Origin of the sequence: Pelagibacterium halotolerans B2 (genome assembly GCF_000230555.1) — a bacterium.
Classification (GTDB): Bacteria; Pseudomonadota; Alphaproteobacteria; order Rhizobiales; family Devosiaceae; genus Pelagibacterium; species Pelagibacterium halotolerans.
Map to the genome: position 1 here is coordinate 2650403 of NC_016078.1, position 22854 is coordinate 2673256.

At 57.8% G+C, this 22854-nt stretch carries 30 protein-coding genes; 5 read left to right on the forward strand and 25 right to left on the reverse strand.

Going from position 1 to position 22854, the window contains the following annotated elements:
• Positions 1-240: 240 nt before the first annotated feature.
• Entirely contained in the window at positions 241-606 is a 366-nt protein-coding gene (locus KKY_RS20335) for a hypothetical protein (protein ID WP_148264178.1), read from the forward strand.
• 559 nt (positions 607-1165) lie between these two features.
• Here KKY_RS20335 and KKY_RS12905 read toward each other — a convergent pair.
• Complete coding sequence (locus KKY_RS12905) at positions 1166-1711, reverse strand: hypothetical protein (protein ID WP_041528759.1); 546 nt, start codon at positions 1709-1711, stop codon at positions 1166-1168.
• Between the two features lie 18 nt (positions 1712-1729).
• Positions 1730-2188, reverse strand: a complete 459-nt coding sequence (locus tag KKY_RS12910; RefSeq protein ID WP_014131810.1) for a thermonuclease family protein — start codon at positions 2186-2188, stop codon at positions 1730-1732.
• Between the two features lie 236 nt (positions 2189-2424).
• Between KKY_RS12910 and KKY_RS12915 the strand changes: the two genes are divergently transcribed.
• Positions 2425-2799, forward strand: a complete 375-nt coding sequence (locus tag KKY_RS12915) for a hypothetical protein (RefSeq protein WP_175537452.1) — start codon at positions 2425-2427, stop codon at positions 2797-2799.
• Here KKY_RS12915 and KKY_RS12920 read toward each other — a convergent pair.
• The 10 genes from KKY_RS12920 to KKY_RS20345 form a co-directional block, all read right to left on the reverse strand.
• The gene (locus tag KKY_RS12920; RefSeq protein ID WP_014131811.1) at positions 2796-3434 is read right to left on the reverse strand and encodes a phosphohydrolase; all 639 of its coding nucleotides are present in this window, start codon (positions 3432-3434) and stop codon (positions 2796-2798) included. The genes KKY_RS12915 and KKY_RS12920 overlap by 4 nt on opposite strands.
• Positions 3435-3449: 15 nt before the next feature.
• Positions 3450-3752 carry a hypothetical protein gene (locus tag KKY_RS12925; protein ID WP_014131812.1) on the reverse strand — a complete coding sequence of 101 codons (303 nt, stop codon included), beginning with the start codon at positions 3750-3752 and terminating at the stop codon, positions 3450-3452.
• A gap of 444 nt (positions 3753-4196) precedes the next feature.
• Positions 4197-4502: a helix-turn-helix domain-containing protein gene (locus KKY_RS12935; RefSeq protein WP_014131813.1), complete on the reverse strand. Its 306-nt coding sequence runs from the start codon at positions 4500-4502 to the stop codon at positions 4197-4199.
• A complete protein-coding gene (locus tag KKY_RS12940) occupies positions 4499-4801 on the reverse strand; it encodes a hypothetical protein (protein WP_014131814.1) in 303 nt (100 codons plus the stop codon). Before KKY_RS12940 ends, KKY_RS12935 begins: the two co-directional genes overlap by 4 nt.
• 45 nt (positions 4802-4846) lie before the next feature.
• Positions 4847-4990, reverse strand: a complete 144-nt coding sequence (locus KKY_RS20540) for a hypothetical protein (protein ID WP_158308076.1) — start codon at positions 4988-4990, stop codon at positions 4847-4849.
• Positions 4990-5820 carry a 3'-5' exonuclease family protein gene (locus KKY_RS19670; RefSeq protein WP_050811708.1) on the reverse strand — a complete coding sequence of 277 codons (831 nt, stop codon included), beginning with the start codon at positions 5818-5820 and terminating at the stop codon, positions 4990-4992. The genes KKY_RS20540 and KKY_RS19670 overlap by 1 nt, the downstream gene beginning before the upstream one ends.
• Positions 5821-5982: 162 nt before the next feature.
• The gene (locus tag KKY_RS12950; RefSeq protein WP_139305146.1) at positions 5983-6429 is read right to left on the reverse strand and encodes a hypothetical protein; all 447 of its coding nucleotides are present in this window, start codon (positions 6427-6429) and stop codon (positions 5983-5985) included.
• Positions 6430-6514: 85 nt separating this feature from the next.
• On the reverse strand, positions 6515-7108 hold the full coding sequence (locus KKY_RS12955; RefSeq protein WP_014131817.1) for a hypothetical protein: 594 nt from the start codon (positions 7106-7108) through the stop codon (positions 6515-6517).
• 1 nt (position 7109) lies between these two features.
• Positions 7110-7433, reverse strand: coding sequence for a hypothetical protein (locus KKY_RS20340; RefSeq protein ID WP_139305147.1), 324 nt, complete (start codon positions 7431-7433; stop codon positions 7110-7112).
• A 39-nt stretch (positions 7434-7472) separates the two neighbouring features.
• A complete protein-coding gene (locus tag KKY_RS20345) occupies positions 7473-7703 on the reverse strand; it encodes a hypothetical protein (protein ID WP_139305148.1) in 231 nt (76 codons plus the stop codon).
• 334 nt (positions 7704-8037) lie between these two features.
• Between KKY_RS20345 and KKY_RS12965 the strand changes: the two genes are divergently transcribed.
• Positions 8038-8526 (forward strand): hypothetical protein, encoded by a 489-nt coding sequence (locus tag KKY_RS12965; protein ID WP_139305149.1) that lies wholly within the window; start codon positions 8038-8040, stop codon positions 8524-8526.
• Between the two features lie 51 nt (positions 8527-8577).
• Here the strand turns inward: KKY_RS12965 and KKY_RS12970 are convergent, their stop codons facing one another.
• The gene (locus tag KKY_RS12970; RefSeq protein WP_014131820.1) at positions 8578-8796 is read right to left on the reverse strand and encodes a hypothetical protein; all 219 of its coding nucleotides are present in this window, start codon (positions 8794-8796) and stop codon (positions 8578-8580) included.
• 618 nt (positions 8797-9414) lie between these two features.
• Here KKY_RS12970 and KKY_RS12975 point away from each other — a divergent pair.
• Complete coding sequence (locus KKY_RS12975) at positions 9415-9729, forward strand: hypothetical protein (RefSeq protein WP_014131822.1); 315 nt, start codon at positions 9415-9417, stop codon at positions 9727-9729.
• Between the two features lie 173 nt (positions 9730-9902).
• Here KKY_RS12975 and KKY_RS12980 read toward each other — a convergent pair whose 3' ends face one another.
• From KKY_RS12980 to KKY_RS13030, 11 genes are all read right to left on the reverse strand, one after another.
• Positions 9903-10349, reverse strand: a complete 447-nt coding sequence (locus tag KKY_RS12980; RefSeq protein ID WP_014131823.1) for an RpiB/LacA/LacB family sugar-phosphate isomerase — start codon at positions 10347-10349, stop codon at positions 9903-9905.
• A gap of 43 nt (positions 10350-10392) precedes the next feature.
• Entirely contained in the window at positions 10393-11151 is a 759-nt protein-coding gene (locus KKY_RS12985) for a FadR/GntR family transcriptional regulator (RefSeq protein ID WP_050811709.1), read from the reverse strand.
• Positions 11152-11158: 7 nt separating this feature from the next.
• Complete coding sequence (locus KKY_RS12990) at positions 11159-12442, reverse strand: TRAP transporter large permease (RefSeq protein ID WP_014131825.1); 1284 nt, start codon at positions 12440-12442, stop codon at positions 11159-11161.
• Positions 12439-12951, reverse strand: coding sequence for a TRAP transporter small permease (locus KKY_RS12995; protein WP_158308077.1), 513 nt, complete (start codon positions 12949-12951; stop codon positions 12439-12441). Before KKY_RS12995 ends, KKY_RS12990 begins: the two co-directional genes overlap by 4 nt.
• Positions 12952-13019: 68 nt before the next feature.
• Entirely contained in the window at positions 13020-14006 is a 987-nt protein-coding gene (locus KKY_RS13000; protein ID WP_158308078.1) for a TRAP transporter substrate-binding protein, read from the reverse strand.
• 44 nt (positions 14007-14050) lie between these two features.
• Positions 14051-15181: an ADP-ribosylglycohydrolase family protein gene (locus tag KKY_RS13005; RefSeq protein WP_014131828.1), complete on the reverse strand. Its 1131-nt coding sequence runs from the start codon at positions 15179-15181 to the stop codon at positions 14051-14053.
• Positions 15182-15870: 689 nt separating this feature from the next.
• Positions 15871-17154 (reverse strand): TRAP transporter large permease, encoded by a 1284-nt coding sequence (locus KKY_RS13010; RefSeq protein WP_014131829.1) that lies wholly within the window; start codon positions 17152-17154, stop codon positions 15871-15873.
• Positions 17147-17644, reverse strand: a complete 498-nt coding sequence (locus KKY_RS13015) for a TRAP transporter small permease (RefSeq protein WP_014131830.1) — start codon at positions 17642-17644, stop codon at positions 17147-17149. The genes KKY_RS13010 and KKY_RS13015 overlap by 8 nt, the downstream gene beginning before the upstream one ends.
• 15 nt (positions 17645-17659) lie before the next feature.
• Positions 17660-18655 (reverse strand): TRAP transporter substrate-binding protein, encoded by a 996-nt coding sequence (locus KKY_RS13020; protein ID WP_014131831.1) that lies wholly within the window; start codon positions 18653-18655, stop codon positions 17660-17662.
• A 40-nt stretch (positions 18656-18695) separates the two neighbouring features.
• Positions 18696-19124, reverse strand: a complete 429-nt coding sequence (locus KKY_RS13025) for a MaoC family dehydratase (protein ID WP_139305150.1) — start codon at positions 19122-19124, stop codon at positions 18696-18698.
• Complete coding sequence (locus KKY_RS13030) at positions 19121-20266, reverse strand: glycoside hydrolase family 88 protein (RefSeq protein ID WP_014131833.1); 1146 nt, start codon at positions 20264-20266, stop codon at positions 19121-19123. Before KKY_RS13030 ends, KKY_RS13025 begins: the two co-directional genes overlap by 4 nt.
• 351 nt (positions 20267-20617) lie before the next feature.
• Between KKY_RS13030 and KKY_RS13035 the strand changes: the two genes are divergently transcribed.
• Positions 20618-22189 carry an AMP-binding protein gene (locus tag KKY_RS13035; protein WP_050811710.1) on the forward strand — a complete coding sequence of 524 codons (1572 nt, stop codon included), beginning with the start codon at positions 20618-20620 and terminating at the stop codon, positions 22187-22189.
• Here KKY_RS13035 and KKY_RS13040 read toward each other — a convergent pair.
• Positions 22174-22842: a TetR/AcrR family transcriptional regulator gene (locus tag KKY_RS13040; RefSeq protein WP_014131835.1), complete on the reverse strand. Its 669-nt coding sequence runs from the start codon at positions 22840-22842 to the stop codon at positions 22174-22176. The genes KKY_RS13035 and KKY_RS13040 overlap by 16 nt on opposite strands.
• Between the last annotated feature and the right edge of the window lie 12 nt (positions 22843-22854).

Here is a 22854-nt window from a genome sequence, read left to right on the forward strand (position 1 = left end):
GATGCCCCCGTGACGTGAGCCCTGGAAGAAAGCGATATGGATAAACCGCGCCAGGTGCTCTTGCGGTCGCTTGTTATTCTCCCAGATCGGTTGGCGTGTGGCGACGTCCGATGCCACCCACCGGTCACCCATCGCGCACCGGGTGAGGCGCTCATACTCAATCTCGGTCAGCCAGTCGGGGGTCTTCATCCTCTTTCCGGGTCGGGTAACGACCGGAACGGCCGTGAGCATGTGCTCGCGATGCCAGACACCGATCGCAGCCGAAAGGGTATTGAGCTCGCGGGCTGCCGTCTGGTCGGACACAGGCTTCTTGATCTTCGCTCCTGGCGGCGCCCATGTCTGCGCACAACGCCATTCGACATACCCCTCACACGTCGACCGCTTGACCTGAGCGAGGACCTTGTCGCCCCAATAGCCAAGCAGGTGCTCGATATGGATGCCGATGAATTCCCGATTGCCGGCGTCATTGCGCTTCGAATGACCGTAGAACGCCAGCACCTGCGCGACGGAGACCAGTTTCGGATTCGAGGCTATCTCCTCGTCGAGCTGGACGAGGACGGGCGACGGCACGGACGAAGTGCGTCTGGTCGCTATGTGGACAGCTAACGCCTTCTCAGCATCCTCGCGACAGCTTGCGCTTGCTCGAGGGAGCCTTTTGACATACCCGCCGCTGTCTCGGATCTGCCATTGCTCGCGGCTCTTGTCGTAATAGAGGTGGGCGCCACGGGCTGCCGGCATGTGTCTCTCCATTCACGTAGTGTCCGCGGGGTTACCTTTAATAGGCGCCCGTGACGTTCTGGAGTGAGCTCGCCGCGGGAGATAGCGCCCCGCAATTCCTTGACAGTGACCCCGGACATTTCCGGCAACGTGCAGGCCTCTTCGAGACTCATGCGATGGTCTGGATGCACACCAAAAAGATCGTGATCGAGCTGGGCCTGGGCCTCGGGCGACGCGTTCAACTCTTCGATCATCCACTGGAGGGGTTCGAATCCCTCATGCACTGTCAATTTCATGATTCGACGTTGACGCATGTTGTTGTGCACGGTCAAGCTCAGTGGCTGGCAAGATGAAGAGAAGGTTAATCGGGACGATACATCGAAATCATCATTGCCAGTTTGTGCTGCTCGCGATAAAGAAAAAAGAAGGCATGACGGAGCTACGCATCTCAAGGCAACAATACAAAACCTTGAGAATGGTCAGCTGCACGCTCCCTTTCGGCCGCTATTATAGCATTGATGCAATCCACAAGCGCGTTCTGCAATTCTCGCAATGGGCCCACAATCCCAAAAGTCGATCTCGGCTGGTGCCCGACCGCGTGGTCAAGATCGGTGATTAGCTGCACCGCTTTCAGCTCATCTCTGTTAACAATCGCGTCAAACACCGTTTGTCCGTAGATGCCGCTACGGTGTTGGTAGGTGTTTGACAATCGTTCGTACTGCTCACCAGCCTCGTCGACCTCGTCAAATCCTCCGGCATCGTAGATGTAATACAGCCCAAGGTCCGTAAGCTCCTGGATTTCTTCGATCAGTTCAGGATGGCTCAGAGACGACGTGTATTGCGAGAGCGCAGAAACGGCTGAAAGGCTGAAAAGCCGTGCCTCGATGCCACTATACCCCCTCGCGGCCCTCAGGTCTGCATAAATGTCGTCGATGTTCTCTGAGAGCCTGACAAATCGTTGCCATCGAACTTCTCTCATTTCGTCAGATGTCATCGGGTTAAATCTTCCTGATCACACCAAAAAAAATGGCCCTTCCGGATACCAGCGCGCCAAGCCTTCATCGACGAGGATCTGGCCGACATCGACACCATCAATGACAAAATTGGCCAACTGGCGCTGGCTTCGAGTATTGTCGAAACCGCCGCGCTCTATCGTCCATGCATTGCCGTTTAGCAGATCCTGAAACCTTGATGTGGCTTCAGATGCGAGCTCTACTTCGAGTTCGGTCCCGCCATTAGGACATTTCGAATTTCCGCGGTTGGGCTCGGGAGTGTCGTATGACTCAAGTCGAATATTTTCGCCGAAGAGCCAGAGCGTGTCGCCATCGACGATGCAAGTCTTATCGGGCGTGTTAGGCTGGCTGGGACCGCAGATGTCGAGCTGGGGATAATCAGCGAATGCGGCTCCGGAGATTAACGCCAGTACAACGATAAGTGCTCCCCTCATCAATAGCGAGAATGCGATAGACATGGATCCCCCAAAGCAAAACTTGAATAGCTTTAAGATGGACCGCGCCATCGGTCAAACATGAGCTGGACCGTGAGAATCCTTATCGCGTGCGGCATTCTTAGCATCATCCTATCCGCCATCGGCGCCTTTCAGCTCATCGCCAGCATGTTCTAAACCAAGTGAACTCCACTTTACTTGGTATTCCTCATACTCCTCCCTGCTTGCCCGTGTTCCGGTTTCGTTCTAATTTCGAGGGCATGAAGAATCGCCCCGTCCTCATAGTGGATTATCCGTGGGTCGTGTGCCGCGTGGCATGCAATCTGTGCCGGCGATCGGGTCAATACCGGCTCGCCAGGTTAGCCGAGAAATACGGCGCCGACACATCCCTGGCGCACATGCTCAGTCTGTTGGCAGCGGATTGCCCGTGGACGGCCGACCGGTTCAAGCCGCAAAAATATCGCAAGGGCTGCGGCATCCATTTGCCAGCCATCGAGCGAGACCCGACGCCTCCTGACCTGCCGCCGGCGATGGACGGGCTGTCCGTCAATCGAGGGTGGGAAGAAGAAGGCGGCTGGGTGAGGTCTCCGACCGATGCAAGGAATACCAAGCAAAGTCGAGTTTACTTGGTTTAGAACTCACCCTGCTCCGGCGTCAGCTTAGCCAATTCATCCTGCTCTTCCTGCCACGACAGGCCACGGAAATCGCGGGTCTGCTGCCTTGCGAGCCACTCACGGACGCCGTTGATATTGAGCGGTGCGAAACCCACATGATCGACCCCGACATCAAGCGCACGGGTGCTCGACGGGATGTTGCTGTGCACGTGCCCAAAGAGATGGATGCTGTCATTGTGGAAGTGGAGCCACTCGCGCAGCGGGTAGTGATCCAAAATGATTTTGGTGCCGCCGTGCTGCAAGATTTTCCGATGCTGTACCGAAGCCCAATCCAATTCGAGCGTCGTTTCGTCATCGTGGTTGCCGATGATGAGGTGCTTGCGCCCGTGTAGCTGTTTGAAAATCTTTTCGGCGTGGTCGGCATCGCCTCGGTATGCGAAATCGCCAAGGTGCCAGACCTCGTCTCCGGGCTGGACCACGCTATTCCATTGCTCGATCATGTGCCGGTCCATCTCGGCGACGCTCTCGAACGGGCGCGCGCACATGCGCATCATGCCAGCGTGGCCGAAGTGCGTATCGCTGATGAAGTGGTGGTGCTCGTCAATGCGGAGTGCTTTGGTCTGAAGAAGTTCAGCACGGAGCATGGTCTTTGTCATCAATCCATCCTCCCTTCAGTTGAAGCTCACAACGGCATCGGGATCTTCGAGTCGATCGAAGCGAGCGGTCATGGACTTTGCGAACGAATCTGTGTCGGCATACGCTTGCTCGAGCGTCACGTCAAAGCGATCGGAGATGTAGACGAGGAGTGCCGCGCCCCAAGACACATCCTGGTCGTACCAAAAGTCGACGAGATCAACCCACTTCTGGTCCTGGCCAAGGGCACCTTCCGGCTCCAGTTCGGTAGGCGGGGCAATGTAGGCAATGCGCTCGGCCTCAAGCCCGGTCGCGATCTTTTCGGCGGGGGTTCTTGGCATCGGGTCTCTCCTATTTCGATGTCTGACGCGATGATCGGGGGTGATCATGAAAGTCACAACGTCAGAACCTACGCTTCTGCACACTGCCACCCGCGCTCATATATCGGACCTCGACGGCACTGATCTTGATGCCCGACGGCGCGCAATAGCGCCATGTTCAGCCTTGAAATCCTCGGAAAATGCGACCGCGGCTCGATACGCGCCCGGATACTGCATGGTCGCCGGCTCCGACTGATAGCGCTCGCGATTCTTCGTGCGACCGGGGCGATATAGGCTCGGAAAGAACGAAGCTTTGTCGAAGTCGTCCCACAACCACATCCAGTAACCGAGTTCTGGGTTGTCGAACGTGTGCTTCCCCCAGTCCCAACGACCCCAATGTCCACCCATGCAGCTCCAGAGCATCGAGCAAGTGCTGCGGGATTTCGGTTTCAATCTTTGCGACCATCACCCTTCCCTCCCGACCACTGACGCTACGGCCCTAACCCGCGCCCGGGTCTCGACCGGCATCGACAGATAGGCGCGAAAGAAAGCTTCATCCTCGGCGGCGGCAAGGTCATGTTCGCTGGCCAGAAGATAGCCAGACGTCATGCCCAGGGCACTCGCGAGCCTGGAGACGAGATCGGCACCGGGATTGGTTTCCCGGTTTTCGAGGGTCCAGAGATAGGACTGAGACGTGCCCACGGTGGCGGCGAGCTTCCCGAGGCTGAGGCCCCGGGACAGGCGCAGGGCGCGGAGACGCGTGGGGGTCATTGCTCGAGCCTCTGCTGAGCGTCGGCGATTATCTTGCGCATGCTCTTTACCGCGTCGGCGGGGTGTTTGCCCTCGGCCCTGACCTCGGCTTCGAGTTCCTCGATGGGCGCGGTCAGGGCGTCGTCGGCGAGAAAGGCGGCGAGGTTGAAAGCCGATGGTTGAGGCTCCCAATTCGTCTTCGTGATGAGGTGATCGATGTCGGTGTCGGCAGGCAATGTGCCGCTATCGACCGCTCGCTGAAGCTGCTTGCGATGGTTCGCGACTGTCGCGGCTGATGGTGTGAAAACGACCTTGCTCATGACAAACCACCACACACCCTCACCCGCACATCCGCCGGCGCAAGATCATGCTCGATGCCCGACCTGACATGACTCGCGCGCAATCTCGCGGCCGACCTTTTTCGGATCGATACCCCTCTTCATCAGTGCATCAATCTGCGATCCAAATTCGGGAAGCTCTACGCCCGTTTTCGTGATTGCTTTGCCCATCACCGCTCCTCGCCGATTGGGTTGCCACGTGCATCAGTCGCATTGGCGAAATCCAAGGGGATACTTCTGACGCACTCGTTCACGAAGGATGTCAATTCCGCATCGGCAGCCTTTGCGATATTTCCCTCAAGCAGCCCCAGCCCTGTCATCTTGCGATGCACGCTGCGCAGCCGCCGGACGTCATCATTGCAATATTCGCACACGTCATCGAGCCGACCCGCGACGATAGCGTCCCAGACCTTGCTGCCGTCGATGTCAACCTTACCCTCGATGCCGAGAGCGCGACGCAGGCGATCAAGGCTGATGCGGTTACCGTGACCAGCCCACATCGTCATCGTGTCCTGGACGCGATCGCGGTCCCACGGGCGCGCGTCGATGGGCCACCAATCCGGGATCGTCACGCCAAGTGCGATAGCGCGTTGCCAGATAAAGCGGATGTCGAACTGGGCGTGGTGGGCAACCAGAACGGCCCCAGGTTTGGGTGTATGGTCAGCCATCCAAGCTTCCTTATCGACATCAAGGAAGTGAGGATTGGTGTAGGTATGGCGACGGTTCTCAAACAGCTCTGACAGCAACTCACGCTCACCCTTGAGCGTCATTTGGTGAAGCTTGTCGGTCACCAGGATCTCAGGCATACCGGCATCGATGAGCCGTAGCTCTTCGTTCGCGACGTTCTCGACACCCTCGTCGTTGAAAGCAAAACTTACACAAGCAAGATGGCCTGTGCTGCCGTCGAGCGCAGTCTTGCGCCATTCGGCTTCAGCTGCTTCGGCAGCCTTGGCTTCAGCGGCGGCATGGTCGGCAATGGCCTTGGCACGATTGGCTTCCAAGCTCTCGAGATACTTCTCAGTGCCTTCCTTCGTCCGACCGTCAGCCTTCACAGCTGAGAGGTCCAAGGGCGCGACGACGTGCTTAAGCGTCGATTTCGGCGCGAATAGCTGGATCTTGGCTTGGCATGGTCTCGCAGTCGAGATAGAGATAAAGCGGTCCCATTATGCCACCTCGCCGTGTGAGGTGGTGACGAAACCGGCGATTTCTTCGAAATCTTGCATGATTTCGAGCTGAGATCCGGCTTTTGCCTTGAGCTTCTCGAAATGCTCTTCGTCACGCGCTACGCGGATCAGCTCCGAAAGCCAGCATTCGACCGACTGGCCGTAGACAGTCTCGGCGTAGATGAGCAGCGCGCTCCGGTCATCGATAGACAGGGTCCACCATCCGGCGTCGCGTCCCCAGCGGACGTCGACGATATCAAATCCGAGACTGTCGGGGTCTGGACTACTGTCTGACTCCTCATCGCCTTCGCCGCCATCATCGTCGTCATCGCCACCGATCGGCGGGATGGACGGCATTGCGGCAGGGGCGGCACCGGAACCGCGGCCATCGGGCGCGGAGTGGGTGGGCTTCATTTTCTCATGTGCAACGATCAGCTGGTATGTCACGCTATTCTCCGTGTTTGCGTGTTGAGGGGGTATTCTCGGCATTGCCGGGAAGCGGCGCCTCCACGGACGCCGCTATCGAGCAAGGCTAGGCGGCGTCTCCAACGTCATCCCAGCCGCGCGAGGCGTGGTCGATTACATACGTCTGCGGGTTCTCGAGATCGAGGGCGTCGACGCGGTCGTTGTACTCGTCGAGCGTCATTTCGCCCGCGGTGTAGCGTGTCATGATCTCGATCAACCTCTTGTGTTTCTCCCAAGCCTTGCTGTCATCGGGGGCGTACGATTGCGCGGTCGAAATCGAGACATTGAGACCGCGAGCGACACGCTGCCATGTCCAGCCAATGCCGCGCATCGCACGCACCTGTCTGCGCATGAAAGCGTCGTGGCGGCGGCGTGCCTCTGTCCGGGCTGCCACGCCGGCAAGGCGAAGGCGCTTGAGGACTGCGGTCGTCGAGACACCGAAATGGTCGGCAATAGATTGAATTGAGCATCGATCATTGCGCATGCGAACCATATCTTCGACGTCGCGACCGGACAGCTTGGGCTCAAGCTTCAAACCCTGCTCGGCGCACAGCTGCTGGACGTAGCGTGCGCTCAAGTTGTCCTCGTCGGCGATGGCAGCAACTGTGAAGCCGGCTTTGCGCATAGAGATGATGCGCTCATATGTCTCGGCGGACGGCATTTCAGCGACCTCCCTCAACGGCGCCTCGGGCGACGGTGTCGTGGTCGATCGCGCCGAGCTTCATGAAGATTTCGTCGACGAAGGGCTGGTGCATCTCACGATGAAGAGGCTTCCGGCCAGCCATCACGTTCGTCACGATGCGGGATGCTCGGTGGAGATCGGTATGCGCGTTGTTGACGCGTGCCAGCTCCAGTTTGTCATCCTCGGGCAGACGGCACCCAGCAAATGTTTCGTTCATCGACGTGCGCAGTTCGCCGAAAACCTCAAGCCCATGCTCAAGGGCAAGCAGGATTCGGCTGAGGTCACTCTGGTCAATCGTGGTCATCTGGTCTCTCCTATGGTCGCTTGGGCAGCGCGGGACGGGTCAGGGGGACGCGAGGCAGAGATCGACTACGGGCGGGCCGTCCTCCTGAGACAGCGCATCCATGTCGAGCTTGCCAGCCTGCTCCTGCTTCTCGTCTTCGAGATGCTTCGCGAGGCCATCCACGAACCGGCTGCCGCCTGCAGGCGCAGGAATGCGCTTCGCCGGAGCGGGCGTTTCCGTTGGTTGATCCTGGCGGATTGCCTTGACGGATCTGGGTGGCGCGATTTTCACTTCAAGTATTCCCGTTCGCGTTGGAGATACATTATTGTCGTCTGAGAGAACGGAAAAAACAAGTTAGGCCAGAGGCCTACGTGGCAGAAAGGTGAATTGATGCCGATTTATTATGGAACTTCAAGAGGTTAGTCTCAAGAAAAATTTTCGGTATCCAGGGGTGGTAACGCTTTTCCAGAAGCAAAACAAGTGAACTCGACTTCACTTGGTTTGAAATTCGAATGGATTGTTTTTGACAAAAGTGAAGGATATGGCAAAAATTCTTGGGTTTGGTCACTTTCATTGCGTGGATCGATAATAGAATACTGCGCATGTCGCGCACAGGAGAGACGCTATGAGAGCCCTATTCGCCGCTATCCGAGCGGCATTCGCCCAGGTCATGACCATGGTCTGGACCGCCACCAGGCAAGCCGGACGAATCGTGTGGGCCATGATTCCCAAAATGCATTCGGGTGCCACACCCGATGCCGGCGCCCTGGCGGCGCGGGTCGCCCAGGAGCAGCCCGATTACATCGATCAGGCCGAGGCGCCATATGATCGGATCAGGAAAGCAGCCGCGGCAATGGCGGCCGGGTCAGTGACACCAGATCACCTCATGGGCATGCCGGCCGACTTGGTAACGTGGCTGCGTGTGATGCCCCGCTCGATGCTGTGCCGAGTCGCATGCGCGTCAGACGATGCTATCGATGCCCACATGCACGGACGGAAGACAATGCGCGGTGTGCTGACATACGATCGCGATGCCGTGGATCAATATCGCGCGGCAAACGAAAGAGCCCGCCGTGATGACGAGCTCGATGAAAAATTGGCGTGTGTGATGTAAAAGGATCGGGATTTCGATCCACGGGCGGCTAGGGTGACCTTGCCGCCCTTTTTAGTGCCTGCGCTCAGCATTGATTTCAGCTGCCAGCCGCGCCGCGCGCTCCCGCTCCAGTTCGCGCTCGAGATGCTCGATCCGGCGAAGTGCTGCGCGATGAGCAGTCACGAGTTGATTGACTTGGCTCCCCGTGCGCTGAAGCATGCGCTCGGCATTCCCTGCGCGCTTGGCAAATCCCATAGCGATGGCGAAATCGGTTTGGTCTCCTGAAAGCATGTGTGAACTCCTTATCATGTTGTCATAGCACGATTATCTTGCGATTTCGCGCTCGAAATACCTTGCATTCTAATCATCTGCGGGTGGTCGCTTCGGACGCGGGATGTGGACGAGCTCATCGAGAGTGACCGGTCCCCTATCCGACTACACATCACGATCAGGCTTGGGTGGTATCGATGATGTCGCGCCAGCGGGACGAACAGGTAACGCGGGGCGGCGTGTCGGGAGAGCGGGGCCTTGAAGACCGCGACGTTTTCAGTCGATGCCGGGGCTGGACGGTTCGATCTCGATGTTAGCCGATGTCCTCTCAAAGTCAGAATTGATCGGCAGGATGTAATTCCGGCGAATCTGTGCCCTCGACAGCGAAATTGAGTTCACGGAAGGGATCCGTGTCACCAGATGATCTGTCCCTTGATCTAGAACCTTGTGCTTAGCCTTGGGAAAAGACTTTTGACTGAGGCGGCGGTTGTCTCTTGCGTCGACGATTTATAGCGTGATGCCATGACACAATGTGAGAAAAGTATTGGGACTCGAAATGGACGGCTGGCGCGGCAGCGGAGACTGGCGGCGAAGCGGGGCCGTGCCTATCGTCGCCGGCTCGCCGAAGAGCGTCGTCCCTTGGCGCGGGATGTCGATGCTGCGCTATCGGAAGGACTGGCGTTTCTGATCGCAAAGCATGGCACTGCCGCGCCAGTTGACCTACGTGAGTTGTCGGTGATTGCAAAAATTGTGCTGGAGCGCGAGGGCTTTGCTGCGGGCACGATTGCTGCTGCGATCCGTTCTCGATTTGCGCGGCGTGAAGAGCATCGTGATGTCGGGCACATGCCAAGCCTGACCGCGACTGATGCTGCTCTGGTGCGACCGACGAAGGCCGGTGAATGGGAAAGCGATCTGGCAGAATACGTACGATTTACGTCAGCGAAGATAGCGTGATGGCGTGACCGCACCATCCTGAGAACACTCCCGTTACATCTTCGAATGCCAATACGCAAACAGCGCTGGCTCGCGGCGGCAATGGGGCCGGTTGCTGCCTGTCCGGTTTTCTGCAGGAAACGGAGAAAGCCGACATTCGGCACCTGACCTGATCTCGCCCCCCACACGGGTTCTTAACGCTCTGCGTCCATTTCGGCGAGCTTTGCAACGCGCCGGCGAAACTCTTCATCTGTAGAGAAGTCAGCCTTGAGGAAAGCGCTCACAAGGTCCTTTGCCAGCCACAAGCCGACGATTTGCGCGCCGATGCACATCACATTGACATTGTCATGCTCAACCGACTGATGGGCCGAATGAATGTCGTGACAAACCGCTGCGCGAATGCCACGAACCTTGTTCGCGGCGATCGATGCTCCCACGCCCGTTCCACAAACCAGCAAACCGCGCCCCCCCTGTTCGTGTTGGAGCCTGGAGGTCAATTGCCGCGTGATGTCGGGGAAATCGACTGGCTGCTCGTCAAAGGACCCGATATCCTCCACCTCATGTCCGAGAGACTTGATATAGTCGACGAGAGGAGCCTTGAGCGGAAAGCCCGCATGGTCGGATCCGACGATTATAAGCATTGCAAGATTGTCCTCATCTGGGCGTTGGCGCACAGGCGCCGGTCTAAGAACGGCCTGTGCGTTGGGCCAAAACAAAATGTTCTTTCAGGACGGCTTCCGCCTGATCGGGGTCGCCGGCAATGATTGCGTCATAGACGCGAACATGATCTCCGGAAAGCGAGTCGATGATATCGGGCTTGCCAGCCACTGCTTCGCGCCGTTCATGGTGACTGCGCCGTAGATGAGAAGCGATCGCCTCGTAGATCAGTTTCAGAACCTTGTTGCCAGAGGCTTCAACAATGGCCGCGTGGAAAGCGAAATCGGCCTCCGCGCCGAGATCGGGATCATCGACCGTATGCTGTATTTTATCGAGAGCATCGATGAGCTGGGCCCTGACTTCGGGACCTGCATATCGGCAAGCGAGTCTGATGGCGCGGCATTCGATTGCCATGCGCGCCTCAAGCAGATGCTCGTAAAGCGCCGGCTCCATGGCGAGCACGAGCCCGAAAAAGTCCTGGAGCATGTGCAGGTCCGGTTTGCGCACGAAAGCGCCTTGCCCCGGCTTGATCTCAACAACACCAAGGAGGGCGAGAACACGCATGACCTCGCGCAGGCTCGCACGGCTCACGCCAAGTTTCTGGGACAGCTCCCGCTCGGGAAGCAGTTTGTCGCCCGGCCGCAGTTCGCCGTTCAGGATCTGGTCCTTGAACATGCGAAAGGTAACCTCGAACACGCGCGGGTTGGTTTCCGATTTGACGTCGACCCCTCGTGGGTTACGCACGGCGCTAGTTCCCGGCATTTCATTGGCAGGCGTGTGGGTCATGGGGCCCTCAATATCCAAAAAGTCTGGGCAGCCAAAGAATCAATTCCGGGGTCAGCGCCATGAGCATCGTCCCCCCGCAAAGAACCGCCAAGAACGGCAGCATGGCTTTTGACACGTTTTCCACACTGGTTTCTGCGATCGAGGCAGTGACGAAAAGGACCACACCGACGGGAGGGGTGACGGCACCCAGCGATAGCGCCAGGCATACGATGACGCCGAAAAACAGGGGATCGATTGAAGCGGCAAGCGCGATCGGAAGCAGAACAGGCGTCAGAATAATGAGCGCCGAAATCGTATCGATGAACATTCCCACGATCAGAAGAAACAATACGATCCCAAGCATCAACACCCATTGCGATGAGATGCCCGAAAGTAGAAATTCGGCTGCTTGGGCCGGCAAGCGCTCGAACGCCATGATCCACGAAAACAACGCGGCAATCGTCATTATGAGCATCACCACCCCGGTCGTGGCGGCCGTGTTCAACAAAATTTTCGGCAAATCGCTCAGGCGCATTTCGCGGTACCAGAACAACGCGATCAGAGCGGCATAGGCCGCGCCCACGGCCCCGGATTCGGTTGGGGTCATTACCCCGCCCAGAATACCACCCATGATGATAAAGGGCGTCATCAGCGCCGGAAACGCGTCGAACGCAGTGGAGATGATCTGGCGCGGTGTGCCCGGTTCATCGAGTGGAATTCCCTGTCTTCTAGCTTTGAGAATGATGAGAACCATGAGCCCGAGAGACAGCAACACCGCGGGGACGTAGCCGCCGACAAAGAGACCGCCGACCGAAACACCGCCGATACTGCCGTAGACAATCATTGGAATGCTCGGTGGAAGCACTGCGCCGAGCCCGCTGGAGGCAGATTCGATCGAGGCGGCATCCGCCCTGGAGTATCGCCCACGGAGCATCGCGGGAATGGTCACCGAGCCCGTACTGGCCGCGTTGGCGACTGAAGAGCCCGAAAAGCTGGCGAAGATCATGGAAGACAGCAACGAAACGATGCCCAGCCCGCCCTGCAACCGCCCGACCACTGCACGCGCAAAATCGACCAGACGGCGTGAAATGCCGCCAGCGTTCATCAACTCGCCGATCAGGATAAAGAACGGGATTGCCGTCAGCGCGAAGGAATCTGCGCCGGCGAACATTTGTTGGGGCAGAATATCGAGCGAGAGATGCGGCAAAAGGATTAGCACATGGGCCAAAGCGGCAAGGCCGACGGCAAAGGCTATCGGAATGCCGATGATCAGCATTGCAAAGAAAACGCCGGCGAACAGAAGAATGCTCATGGCGCCGAGCTTTCAGCTTGCGGGTGGTCCGGTTTAGCAACCCCGATCCAGGCTTCGCGGATGTCCTCGAACAAGCGCAGTGACATAAGCGCGCTGGAGACCGGAACGCTAAGATATCCCCATGCAGCAGAAATGCCCAGGATCGGCGTTTGCCTCCCGAACGAATAGGCGGTCCATGCCAGCCGCGCACCGGCAAAGCCAATGACAGCAAGAAAAGCGAGAACCAGCACCAATCCGAGCAGGACCAGAACGCGGCGGGTGGTAGGGGGCAAGGCTTCGATAACGATAACAACGGCCATATGCGCTTTTCTGTAAAGAGCTACATAAGCTCCGAGAAAAACCACCCAGACAAAGAGAAGGCGGCTCAGTTCCTCGGACCATAAAATGCTGATGGCGAGGACATAGCGTGCAAACACATTGGTGCAGACCAAAGCCACAAGCCCACCAGCACATAGGATCGTCACAAGGCTTGCAAACTTGTACGCTGCTATATTTGCACGTTTTAGCACTTGGTTTTCCAATGCTTTGCATGGCCGAGGCACGGGATAGTGCCCCGTGCCTCGCGAATATCCCTCGGTCAGTTTGTCGCGCCGACCGCCAAATCATACAGGTCTTGCGGGATGCGGCTACCAACATACTCGTCGTGGATCGACTGGGTCATCTCCCGGAAAGGGGCAAGGTCCGGCTCGGTGACTTCGACGCCAGCCTCTTGCATAAGGGCTGTCATCTCGTCGGCACTGGTCTGTGCGGTTGCACGTTCTTCGGCCATGGCTTCACTGGCAGCCTCCTGAACGGCCGTCTGCATCTCCGGCGAAAGCGAGTTGAAGTAATTCTCATTCATCACCAGAACCACGAACGACAGCAGGTGGTTGGTCATCGACATATAGCTCTGCACTTCCTGCAGGTTGGCCGGATAGATATTGATGACTGCATTTTCCTGCCCGTCGATCGTGCCCTGCTGTAGAGCGGTATAGACCTCGCCATACGGAATCGCCGCCGCAATACCGCCGAGCGCCTCGGTGACCGCAAGGTTCACCGGATTCTCCGGGCTGCGAAACTTGAGGCCGACGAAGTCCTGAGGCGATTCGAGCGAGTGCTGGTCGTTGGTATAGACGCGTGCACCGTTGTTTCCCCACGCCAGCACACGCAGCCCGCGTTCGCTCAGGATAGCCCCTAACCGTTCGCCAAGCTCGCCGTCGAGTTGCTCGAACGCTTGGTCGTGATTGTCGAATAGGTAGGGCAGGCTCAGGATCGTTGTCTCCTCGGCGAATTGCGCCAGCGGATCATGGCCGATGATAGTTGCTTCGATCGAACCGGACTGAACGTTCTGGATCACTTCGGTTTCCTGACCGAGCTGGCCCGAGGGAAACACCTCTCCCTGAATTTCGCCGTTCGTTTTTTCTGCCAGTAAGTCAGCAAACCGCTCGGCGGCCACATCGAAATGGCTGTCAGCAGCACAGCAGTGCGGAATGCGGATCGTTTGCGCATTGACGGCGCTTGAAAACCCCAACCCCATGCTAAGGATTGCGGCTCCAGCGAGCGCCAAATTTTTTGGTCCTGACATGATATTCTCCTCCCGGTTGTTGATCAGTTCAATATTGGCGACCGTCAGCTGTCGAGCTGCTCGATCTCCGAAACCTGGCGCTTGAGGCCCGCCAGGTTGGCCCTTACCGCTGTGGTCAAGCGGACTGCGGTTTCCTTCATGGAAAGCTTTTGCATCGTGTATTCGTTGGCATTGATTGCCGACTGGACGGTCTCCACCCATTCTGTCGGCACGCCGTCGATCCCCTTAAACGCGCCACAGATCGAGCCGAGCATCCCGCCGATACAGTCGGTGTCGCGCCCGATATTGGTCGCGCCGATCAGCCCCTCGCGCACATCGCCCTTGGTGATCCAGAACAGAGCCAAAACCTCGGCGGCGGTCTCCACAGCATCGGCGTAAGGATAGGTCGGCATAAAATGCTTACGGATCGGCTCCCGAATATCGCGTAGATCGGGATGCTTGACAGCAATCTCGAGAGCTTGGTCAAGAATTTGTCGAGTAAACAGTGACACGTTGTTTCTCGCCGCCTCGATGACGCTGTCGACCGTCGCTTCAGGCCGAAAGGCCTCGGCAGTGGCCGCGGCAATCACGCGGGATCCTTCGGTACCCCCGCTCACCGGCGGCTGAAGTAGCGAACAAATATCGATAGTGTCGAGCGATGCCTGGCGGGCGTCGCCCGCATTAATGATGCCGACCGGACCAATCATATGAGCCGCATCGACGAGCCCCGGCCACGGCGTCAGGGAACCGATAAGCCGCGGATGGATCCTCGTATTTTCATCGCCGGCCTGCAGACGATCGAGATGAATAACGATGTGGGGGTTGACCAGGCGACCGATATCTTCCCGCTTGATCTCCCGCCGAAAGACGTCTGCGAGATCCTCGACGGTTATACGACCGTTCTTCTCGATCATTGCGAGTTCCAGAAGATAGCGAATTTCCGCGCCGTCTTCGGTCATCCCCGGAGGCATATCCATGTGTTGGTAGCGCAGCGGCGGGCTGTTGTTCCAATATCTGACCTCTCGGTCCTGCTGAACCCAAGGAAGTAGCCCCTCCACCCAGCCGAAATGATCCTCGACGGCCTTCCATCCGCCTCCGGGCACGCTCACCCATTCAACCGCAGCACCGATAGCCGATCCGATGTTAGATGCGGCCACCGAACCATAAACTTTCTTGAAAAGCTGTGTTTCAGACACGTGAATACCTCCTCCTCTTGCGGTCTGACCGCGGTCTGAGTTTTTGCCAAACTAGTATATCGTTACGGGAAGTCAAGAGCGTTAAGCCCATGTGTGGACCGCTAGGCCTGACAATAGAACGCAATTGTAGAATCTTGGCGGATCCTGGTTGCGCTAATCGACACCGGCGACCATGGTCTCGTTGCTGCTCATTGAAACTTGGCGGACCTTGACGGCTCAGCTCGGGCCGCGGCTCCCCCCATGAGTTTTCAGCGATACAAGCGGACCGGCGGCATCTGGGACGGCACAAAGCCGGGCTGAAAGGCAGGAATGAGGGCGCGTTGCCGACAGGCGAAAAGAGGCCGAATCCAGAGGGTCAGCTGTTGGAGACGGAAACGCTGCGGATGTGCCGATGTTCCCGACGCTGGCCGCGATCCGCAACAGGAAAAAGATCCTGTGAAGGGCCGTCGTCATACCGGCGCGGTAGGATATGCTGGCACATGGCGGAGGATGGCATCATAGATCAAGCCGAAAGGAAGATCATCACCGCGGCGAAGAAAAAATCCTCTCGGCCCAGTCGGGGCATCCTGTGCCGAACTTGAGTGCGACGGCCACCAGGTACAAAACACGGCACCAGATGGAATGTATCAGGCGCTTGCTGAAGCAGGCCCTTCGGTGCAGGCGCTGAAAGGGACGATCACTGCCGCCACTCAACCATAAAATACCGATGGAAGTGTCATCGATACTTGAGGCACAAAAGAGACCAGCATGAGGACCACCGCCATTATGATCAGTTGCGGCCAGATCGCCTTGGCAAGCTTCCCGAGCGACAGATTGGAAATAGCCATACCCACAAACAGGCAATAGCCGATCGGGGGCGTGGCCATACCCATGGCGACATTGGTGACGATGATAGTACCGAACTGAATCGGGTCCATGCCGATTTGCTGTGATAGCGCGATAAACATAGGCCCCAGGATCACCATGATGGCGATTTCGTCCATAACCGCGCAGGCTATGATAATCGCGATGTTGAGCACGATGATCACCAGCCATGGCTCCCCCACACTCGAGACAAGGAATTCGGCAGCGCCGACGGCCAGTCGTTCCTGCGCAACCAACCATCCGAAGCCGGAGGAAGCAGCGATAATGAACATGATCATACCCGATGTCTTGGCTGCGGACATGATGATATCGGGTAGGTCCCTGAGCCGGATGCGCCGTTCAACAAAAGTTCCCACTACGATTGCATAAAGACAGCTGGCGACACCCGCTTCTGTGGGGGTGAAGATGCCGCTATAGATTCCACCCAAAACCAGAACTGGCGCCATCAACGCCCAGATACCGTTACGGAAAGCTTGTCGAATCTCGGACCAGCTAGCACGGGGCATTCGCGGAATATTGTGCTTTTTTGCGTGAAACCAGGTGATGATCATGAAACCGATGATCAACAACACCGCCGGCCCGACTCCGGCTATGAACAGCTGGGCAATCGAGGTTTCAGCGATAACCGCCCAAATCACGGCGGCAATCGAGGGAGGAATCATCGGGCCGAGTACGCCCGCGCTGACGGCCAAGCTTGTCGCAAAAGGTTTCGAGAAGCCCCGTTCCACCATTGCCGGTATCAAAATCGAGCCCACGGCGGCAGTAGTTGCCGGCGCCGATCCGGAAATGGCCGCAAATATGGCCGCTGCTAATATGGTTACGTGCCCCAGACCACCGCGCAAGTGCCGAACCAGAACATCGGCGACATCGACAATGCGTTGAGACAGGCCGCCTTGCGTCATGATCTGGCCGGCCAGCATGAAAAACGGGATCGCGAGCAGACTGAAGGACTGCGTGCCCCCCAGCATCATCTGGGGCAAAACAAGCAGATCAACATCGGCAACCACAAGAGCGGCCACCGTGCAAAGCCCTAATGCAACCGCAAACGGGACACCCAGAATGACCAGCAGGGCGAACCCGGTCGTGAGGACAAGTGCGACTTCAGACATCGGTTTTTACAACCGTCTCGGGCTGATCCACGCGAATGACCCGTTCCGCACCAAATATCATGATCAACACGCCTGACACCGGCAGGGCGGCATACAGCCAGACCAGAGGATAGCCAATGGCGGCGGACCGCAGCCCGCCCGCTTCGAAGGTATAGCGCCCGCCAGCCCAGAACAGAACACCCCCCAGAACTATACAAAGAGCATTCACGCAACGCTGCTGTATGATTTGCCAGCGTGGCGGCAGGCTTTCCGCGACAATAACGAGCCGTGCGTGAAAGCCTTCCCGGATGCCCAACGGCGCAATCAGCAGCACGGACCAGCTGAACATCGCCAGGGCAACTTCGTCAGGCCAGGGCAGCGTGACTGAAAATGCGTATCGCAATACGACCTGCAGCCCCAGGGAAAGAAGCATGACCAGGGTCATGACCACGACAAGCATCACAAGCAATCGTGCAAGCCAGTCACATATTATGGTCAGAACCTTGGCCATGTTTCCTCAAATCCGCTAGCGAGACTCGATGATGGCGAAGACTTCGTCCATCAGTTCAGCGCCGATATCGTCACGGTACTTTTCATAGATCGGCGCCACAGCCTCCCGAAAAGGGGCCACGTCGGGTACCTGGTTCACCTCCATACCTTTTTCTTCCAGCCGTTCTACTGTTTCGGCTTCCACTTCCTGCTGGCGCACGCGCTGTTCGGTCACCGCTTCGTCCGCAGCTTCCAGCACGATCTGCTGCAAATCTTCCGGCAACCCCGAGAGGGACCGTTCGGACATCAGGAGATTGGCCACGGAATAGGTATGGTTCGTCAGCGACAGGTAGTCCGCCACTTCATAAAATTTGGCGGCATCCACCAATGCCACCGGCATTTCCAGTCCGTCGATGGTACCCTGCTGCACAGCCATGAAGGTTTCACCCCATTCCATGGGAATGGCGTTCCCGCCCAGCATGGAGAACATGTCGATGTAGACCGGATTCTGCATGACCCGGTATTTGACCGATGACACGTCTTCTGGCTTGGCCACCGGATTCACATTGTTGACCATGCTGCGATAGCCACCTTCCATGTATCCCAGGACAACCACCCCGCGGTCCCTCAGCTTCTCGGCCAGAATTTCACCCGGACGGCCGTCCAGCACGGCATATGCCTCTTCTGCCGTCCCGTACAGAAAGGGAAGATCATTGATCTGGAAGGCCGGTTCGAACTGAGACACGACAGCATTGACCACTACGGCGGCATCCACCGTGCCGAAACGGAGACCTTCCAGCAACTGACGTTCGTCGCCCAGCTGGCGGTTGGGGTAGGTTTCGACCTCAATGCGTCCGTCGCTACGCTCTTCGACCAGCCGCTTGAATGCGTTGGCACCGATCGCATACGGATCCACTTCGCTGTCGGGGGTCACCCAACCCAGCTTGATCGTGTAGTCGGCAGCCATGGCAGCGCTGCTGGCGGTGAGTGTTGCCGCCACCATGGCGGCCTTAAGCCAAAAATGTTTCTTCATGTTCTCCTCCCGTTACATGTGGTTGTGAAGATTTCTCCGGCTAGGAGCTGGTGAAATGCAGGATGTTGGTTCCTGCCGCGACGAGTTCTCCCCGTTCATTCGTGATATGAACCGTAGCGGCAGCGTTGTTCTTTGCATGATCCACGCCGGTTATTTCGTAGATGATCTCCAGCCGGTCGCCGATGCCGACCAGGTTCAGGAACCGTACGTTGTCATATCCGTAGGATACGGCCGGCCGGCCTACCTGCTCCAGATAGCGGCTGGAAGCGCCTGCGATGAAACCGACCAGCAAAGCCCCCTGCGCCACCCGGCCACCCAAACCCACCGACCGGGCATAGGACTCGTCCGTGTGGTTGGGATGGTCGTCGCCGGTGATTTGCGCGAATCCAGACACATCGGTCTCGCTCACCGTTCTTGAGAACACGGCGGATGTGCCGACCAGGCCATTCAGGAAATCTCTCATCATCATACACCGATTATGCGGCTTTTGCCGGCGGTATTGCCCCGCAGGACCAGCAGCGATTCCAGAAGATAATAACTGCCCCAAATGAGCTCGTGGGAAGTACCTGCTCCACTGCGCATATCAAAGCAGCCATCCGCCAGAAGCCCATCGGCATTGCCTTTGCCGCCTTTGCCAACCTGCAGGTGGTGTTCGACCAGCGCCTCGACCATCAACCGGCCACGATTGCGGTACTCGTCGGCACGATCACCGCCTACCAGTTTCGACAGTTTGAGCAATGCAGAGGCGGCAATTGCCGTTCCAGACGTGTCGCGGCGGGTATCTCCGGCCTGCGCGGCGTCAAAATCCCAGTAAGCGACATGGTCGGCCGGCGCATGCGCGAGCCACCAGTCTGTGGCGGTAACAGCGTGCTGAAGTAAGGCCTCGTCCTCGGGAGCCATGCCGGCACAAACAGCATAACCGAGCATCGCCCATCCCTGGGCGCGGGTCCAAACGGAATCGTCGGAACTGCCCTTGTGGGTAAACCGCTTCAGGATTTCACCGGTTTGTGCATTGAACGAGGCCGACTGAATCACGCGACCATCATCCAGCATGCAATAATGGGCGTTGCGATGCGCGTGAGAAAGCGCGACTCGGCGCAAATCCTGATCATCCGCAGCATCGGCTGCCCAAAGAAGCAACGGACTCGCTGTCAGTCCGTCGATGTTGGTATCGGTATTGCTGACCGTGTGGGCCTCTTCCGCGTCCTGACCCAGCGGCATGAGACCGGCGCTCTCGTCAAATGTCGCGGCTAGGGAACGTGCGCTATCGATGGCGAATGCCCGCCCCCGCTTGCTATCCGCCAGATCCGCACCGAGCGCGGCGGCATGAAGAAACAGAAAGCCGCGGAACACCGTCTTGGAGTGAATGCGGTTCCCAAGCCGTGCCAGCCATTGCTCGGCCGCGCCCTTGTACTGCGGATCGTGGGTGGCGAGCCAAGCGAGCCACAACTCTCCAACCCAGTATCCGCCCGTCCAGAAACCGTCGGGAGTCAGGGTCCATTCCCCCGTCCGCGGCTCGGCATAATGCGGAAATCCGTCCAGCGATGCAGAGAGACCCGCATTGATACGCCGGATCATTGCTGACATTGCGTCATCGTATGTATTGAGCATGAATTTTCCTCTTGATTTAAACTTACTATCCAGATGGTATGTTGTCAACATGTGGCTGGAAGTAGATCCGGTATGGCTGACATTAATAGGGCATTCGGCATTCTTGCCGTCAGCGGTTTCCCATCCCGGCTCTTACGTCCTCGAACGGCACTCGATGCTTCAGAAATTGTTCTGCAAGCGCTGCTTGCGCGGTTATGCTAGAAGTCAACGGTGCGGTCCTGAACCGAGGCCAAACTTGCATCGGATCCGGCATTCGGTCGACAGCCGGCTTTGACGTGGCACAGCATCTAGTGGAGTTGGAACGTGCAACCTTCAGTACCCGCAAGTGAAACGATTTCAGCGGTTGCGGCAATGAGATGGCGCATCAGCGCGGACAAGCCTTTCCTCACGCTGGCCGCGACAGATACGACGGTTACCTATGACGATTTCATGCGCCAGGTGGCATCTCTTGCCAGCGAATTGAGCGACCTAGGCATGCAGCCCGGTCAGACTATCGCCACACATTTTCCCACCGGCATTCCGGCCCTGATCGCCTGGCAAGCGGTTAGCGCGATCGGGTGTGTAGAAATGCCGATCCACCCTGATCTGAGCGGCGAGCCGTTGCAACATATACTAGCGACCTGTCCGCCTGCCGCCATTATCGGAGAATGGTCCCTGCATAGGAATATCGCGGCCGTGACGGTCGATCCCGCACCACTAATGTTATTTCACGGCCGCCCCCCGAACACGCCCTTTCCTGCGGCTGCGCGGGATATCGAACCTGTACTGCAACGAGCCGCCAAACGCCTTCCCGAGGGTAAAGTATCACCGTCAGCGGCTGCCACCGTGCTGTTCACGTCCGGCACATCCGGTCCTGCCAAGGGCGCCCTGCTGCCGCACAAGCAGTTGCACATGGTCGCTCAGCAGGTTTTGGAGGCAACCGGCCTCAATGCGGACGACACATACTATTGCGTACACCCACTCAATCATGTTGCCGGCAAATATATGGGCGTGTTCGCTGCGATGATGGCAGGTGCGCATGTCGTTCTGGAAGAACGCTTCGATGCCGCTGTTTGGATTGAACGCGTCCACCGGCACCGGATCACCATCTCCATGGCCCACGGTCCAATGCTCGAAATGATCCACGCGCAACCAGCCTCGCCGTTGGATGCCCAACATCAAATGCGCCGTATGATGTGCTGCCCGCTTCCCCTAGCAATCGGAGCGGAATTCGAAAGCCGTTTCGATCTTGCGGGTATCGAGATGTGGGGCATGACCGAGATCGGCAACCCGCTATGGACATCGGTGCAGGCACCGCGTGTGCCCGGTTCCTGTGGACGTCTGCTTGCACAGTGGTACGACATGCAGATCGCGGATCCTCAAACCGACATTCCTTTGCCTGCCGGTACCGTCGGTGAAATCCAGGTGCGCCCGCGTCACCCGTATACCACCATGATCGAATACACCGGAAGGCCGGATGCAACTGCCGCCGCTTGGCGCAACCAATGGTTTCACACCGGAGATCTGGCTTACCAGAACGCAAGCGGAGATGTCTTCTATCTGGACCGCATCGGCGACCGCATCCGGCGCCGGTCGGAGAATATTTCGTCCTACGAGATCGAAGCGGCCGCGATGCGTTCCGGCATGATTGCCGAAGCTGCTGCCGTGGGCGTGCCGTCTGGGTTCCAGCATGACGACGAGATCAAACTGTTCGTCGTTGCCGGCCCTCACCAGGAAGTAGATTGCACCTTGCTGCTCACGTTTCTTGCTGGACAGCTGCCGCATTTCATGCTGCCCAGATACATCGAAACGTTGAGCGGGCTTCCGCGCACCCCCAATAAGAAAGTACGAAAGAAAGAGCTGCGCGACCGGCCGAACGGCACCGGCACCTGGGACCGCAAGGCTGCCGGCCTCCGGCTCCGCGACCTCTACCGGCTTCCCTGAGCCAGCATACCATTCAGCATGCTCACCCTGACGGCCTGCACCAGCAATCGCCCATCAATCTCGCCTCCCCGCCGTTGCCATTCCAGCATCATGCCGTCATGCATGGCGACGATCATGGAAACGAACTCGGAAGGCTTGATGTCGTTATTGAACGCGCCAACTTTCTGACCTTCTTCGACAATACCGGTAAGATGCTCATAGATTCTGCGGTAGATATCCGTGACTCGCCGGCCGATCTCGTTGTCCTGACCGCTGAACACAATCGATATCTGGATTAGGCACAGGAGCCTGTACGGAGCTTCGAGGCCCTGGCGTGCACCGTGATGGAAGAAATCCACGATTCGCTCCGAAGGCGAAGCGTTCGAGGAATCCACTTTCTCGATGAAAGTGCTCACAACCGCCTCTTCCGCCGAAGCCAGCAGATGAAGGAGAAGATTCTCCTTGCTCTGAAAGTAGAAGAAGATCGCCCCTTTGGTCATATTCACTTCATCGGCGATCTGCTGAAGGGTTGTGGCCTCGTACCCCCGGACAACGAAAAGGCGGAAGGCCGCTTCCGTGATTCGCTGCATGCTCATCTCGCGCATAGCGGCATTGGATGTCGACTTGCGCCGCCAGCGCACGGTTGGTGTGTCTTCCTCCGTCTTGTCGGACATTAGGCCGGCTTA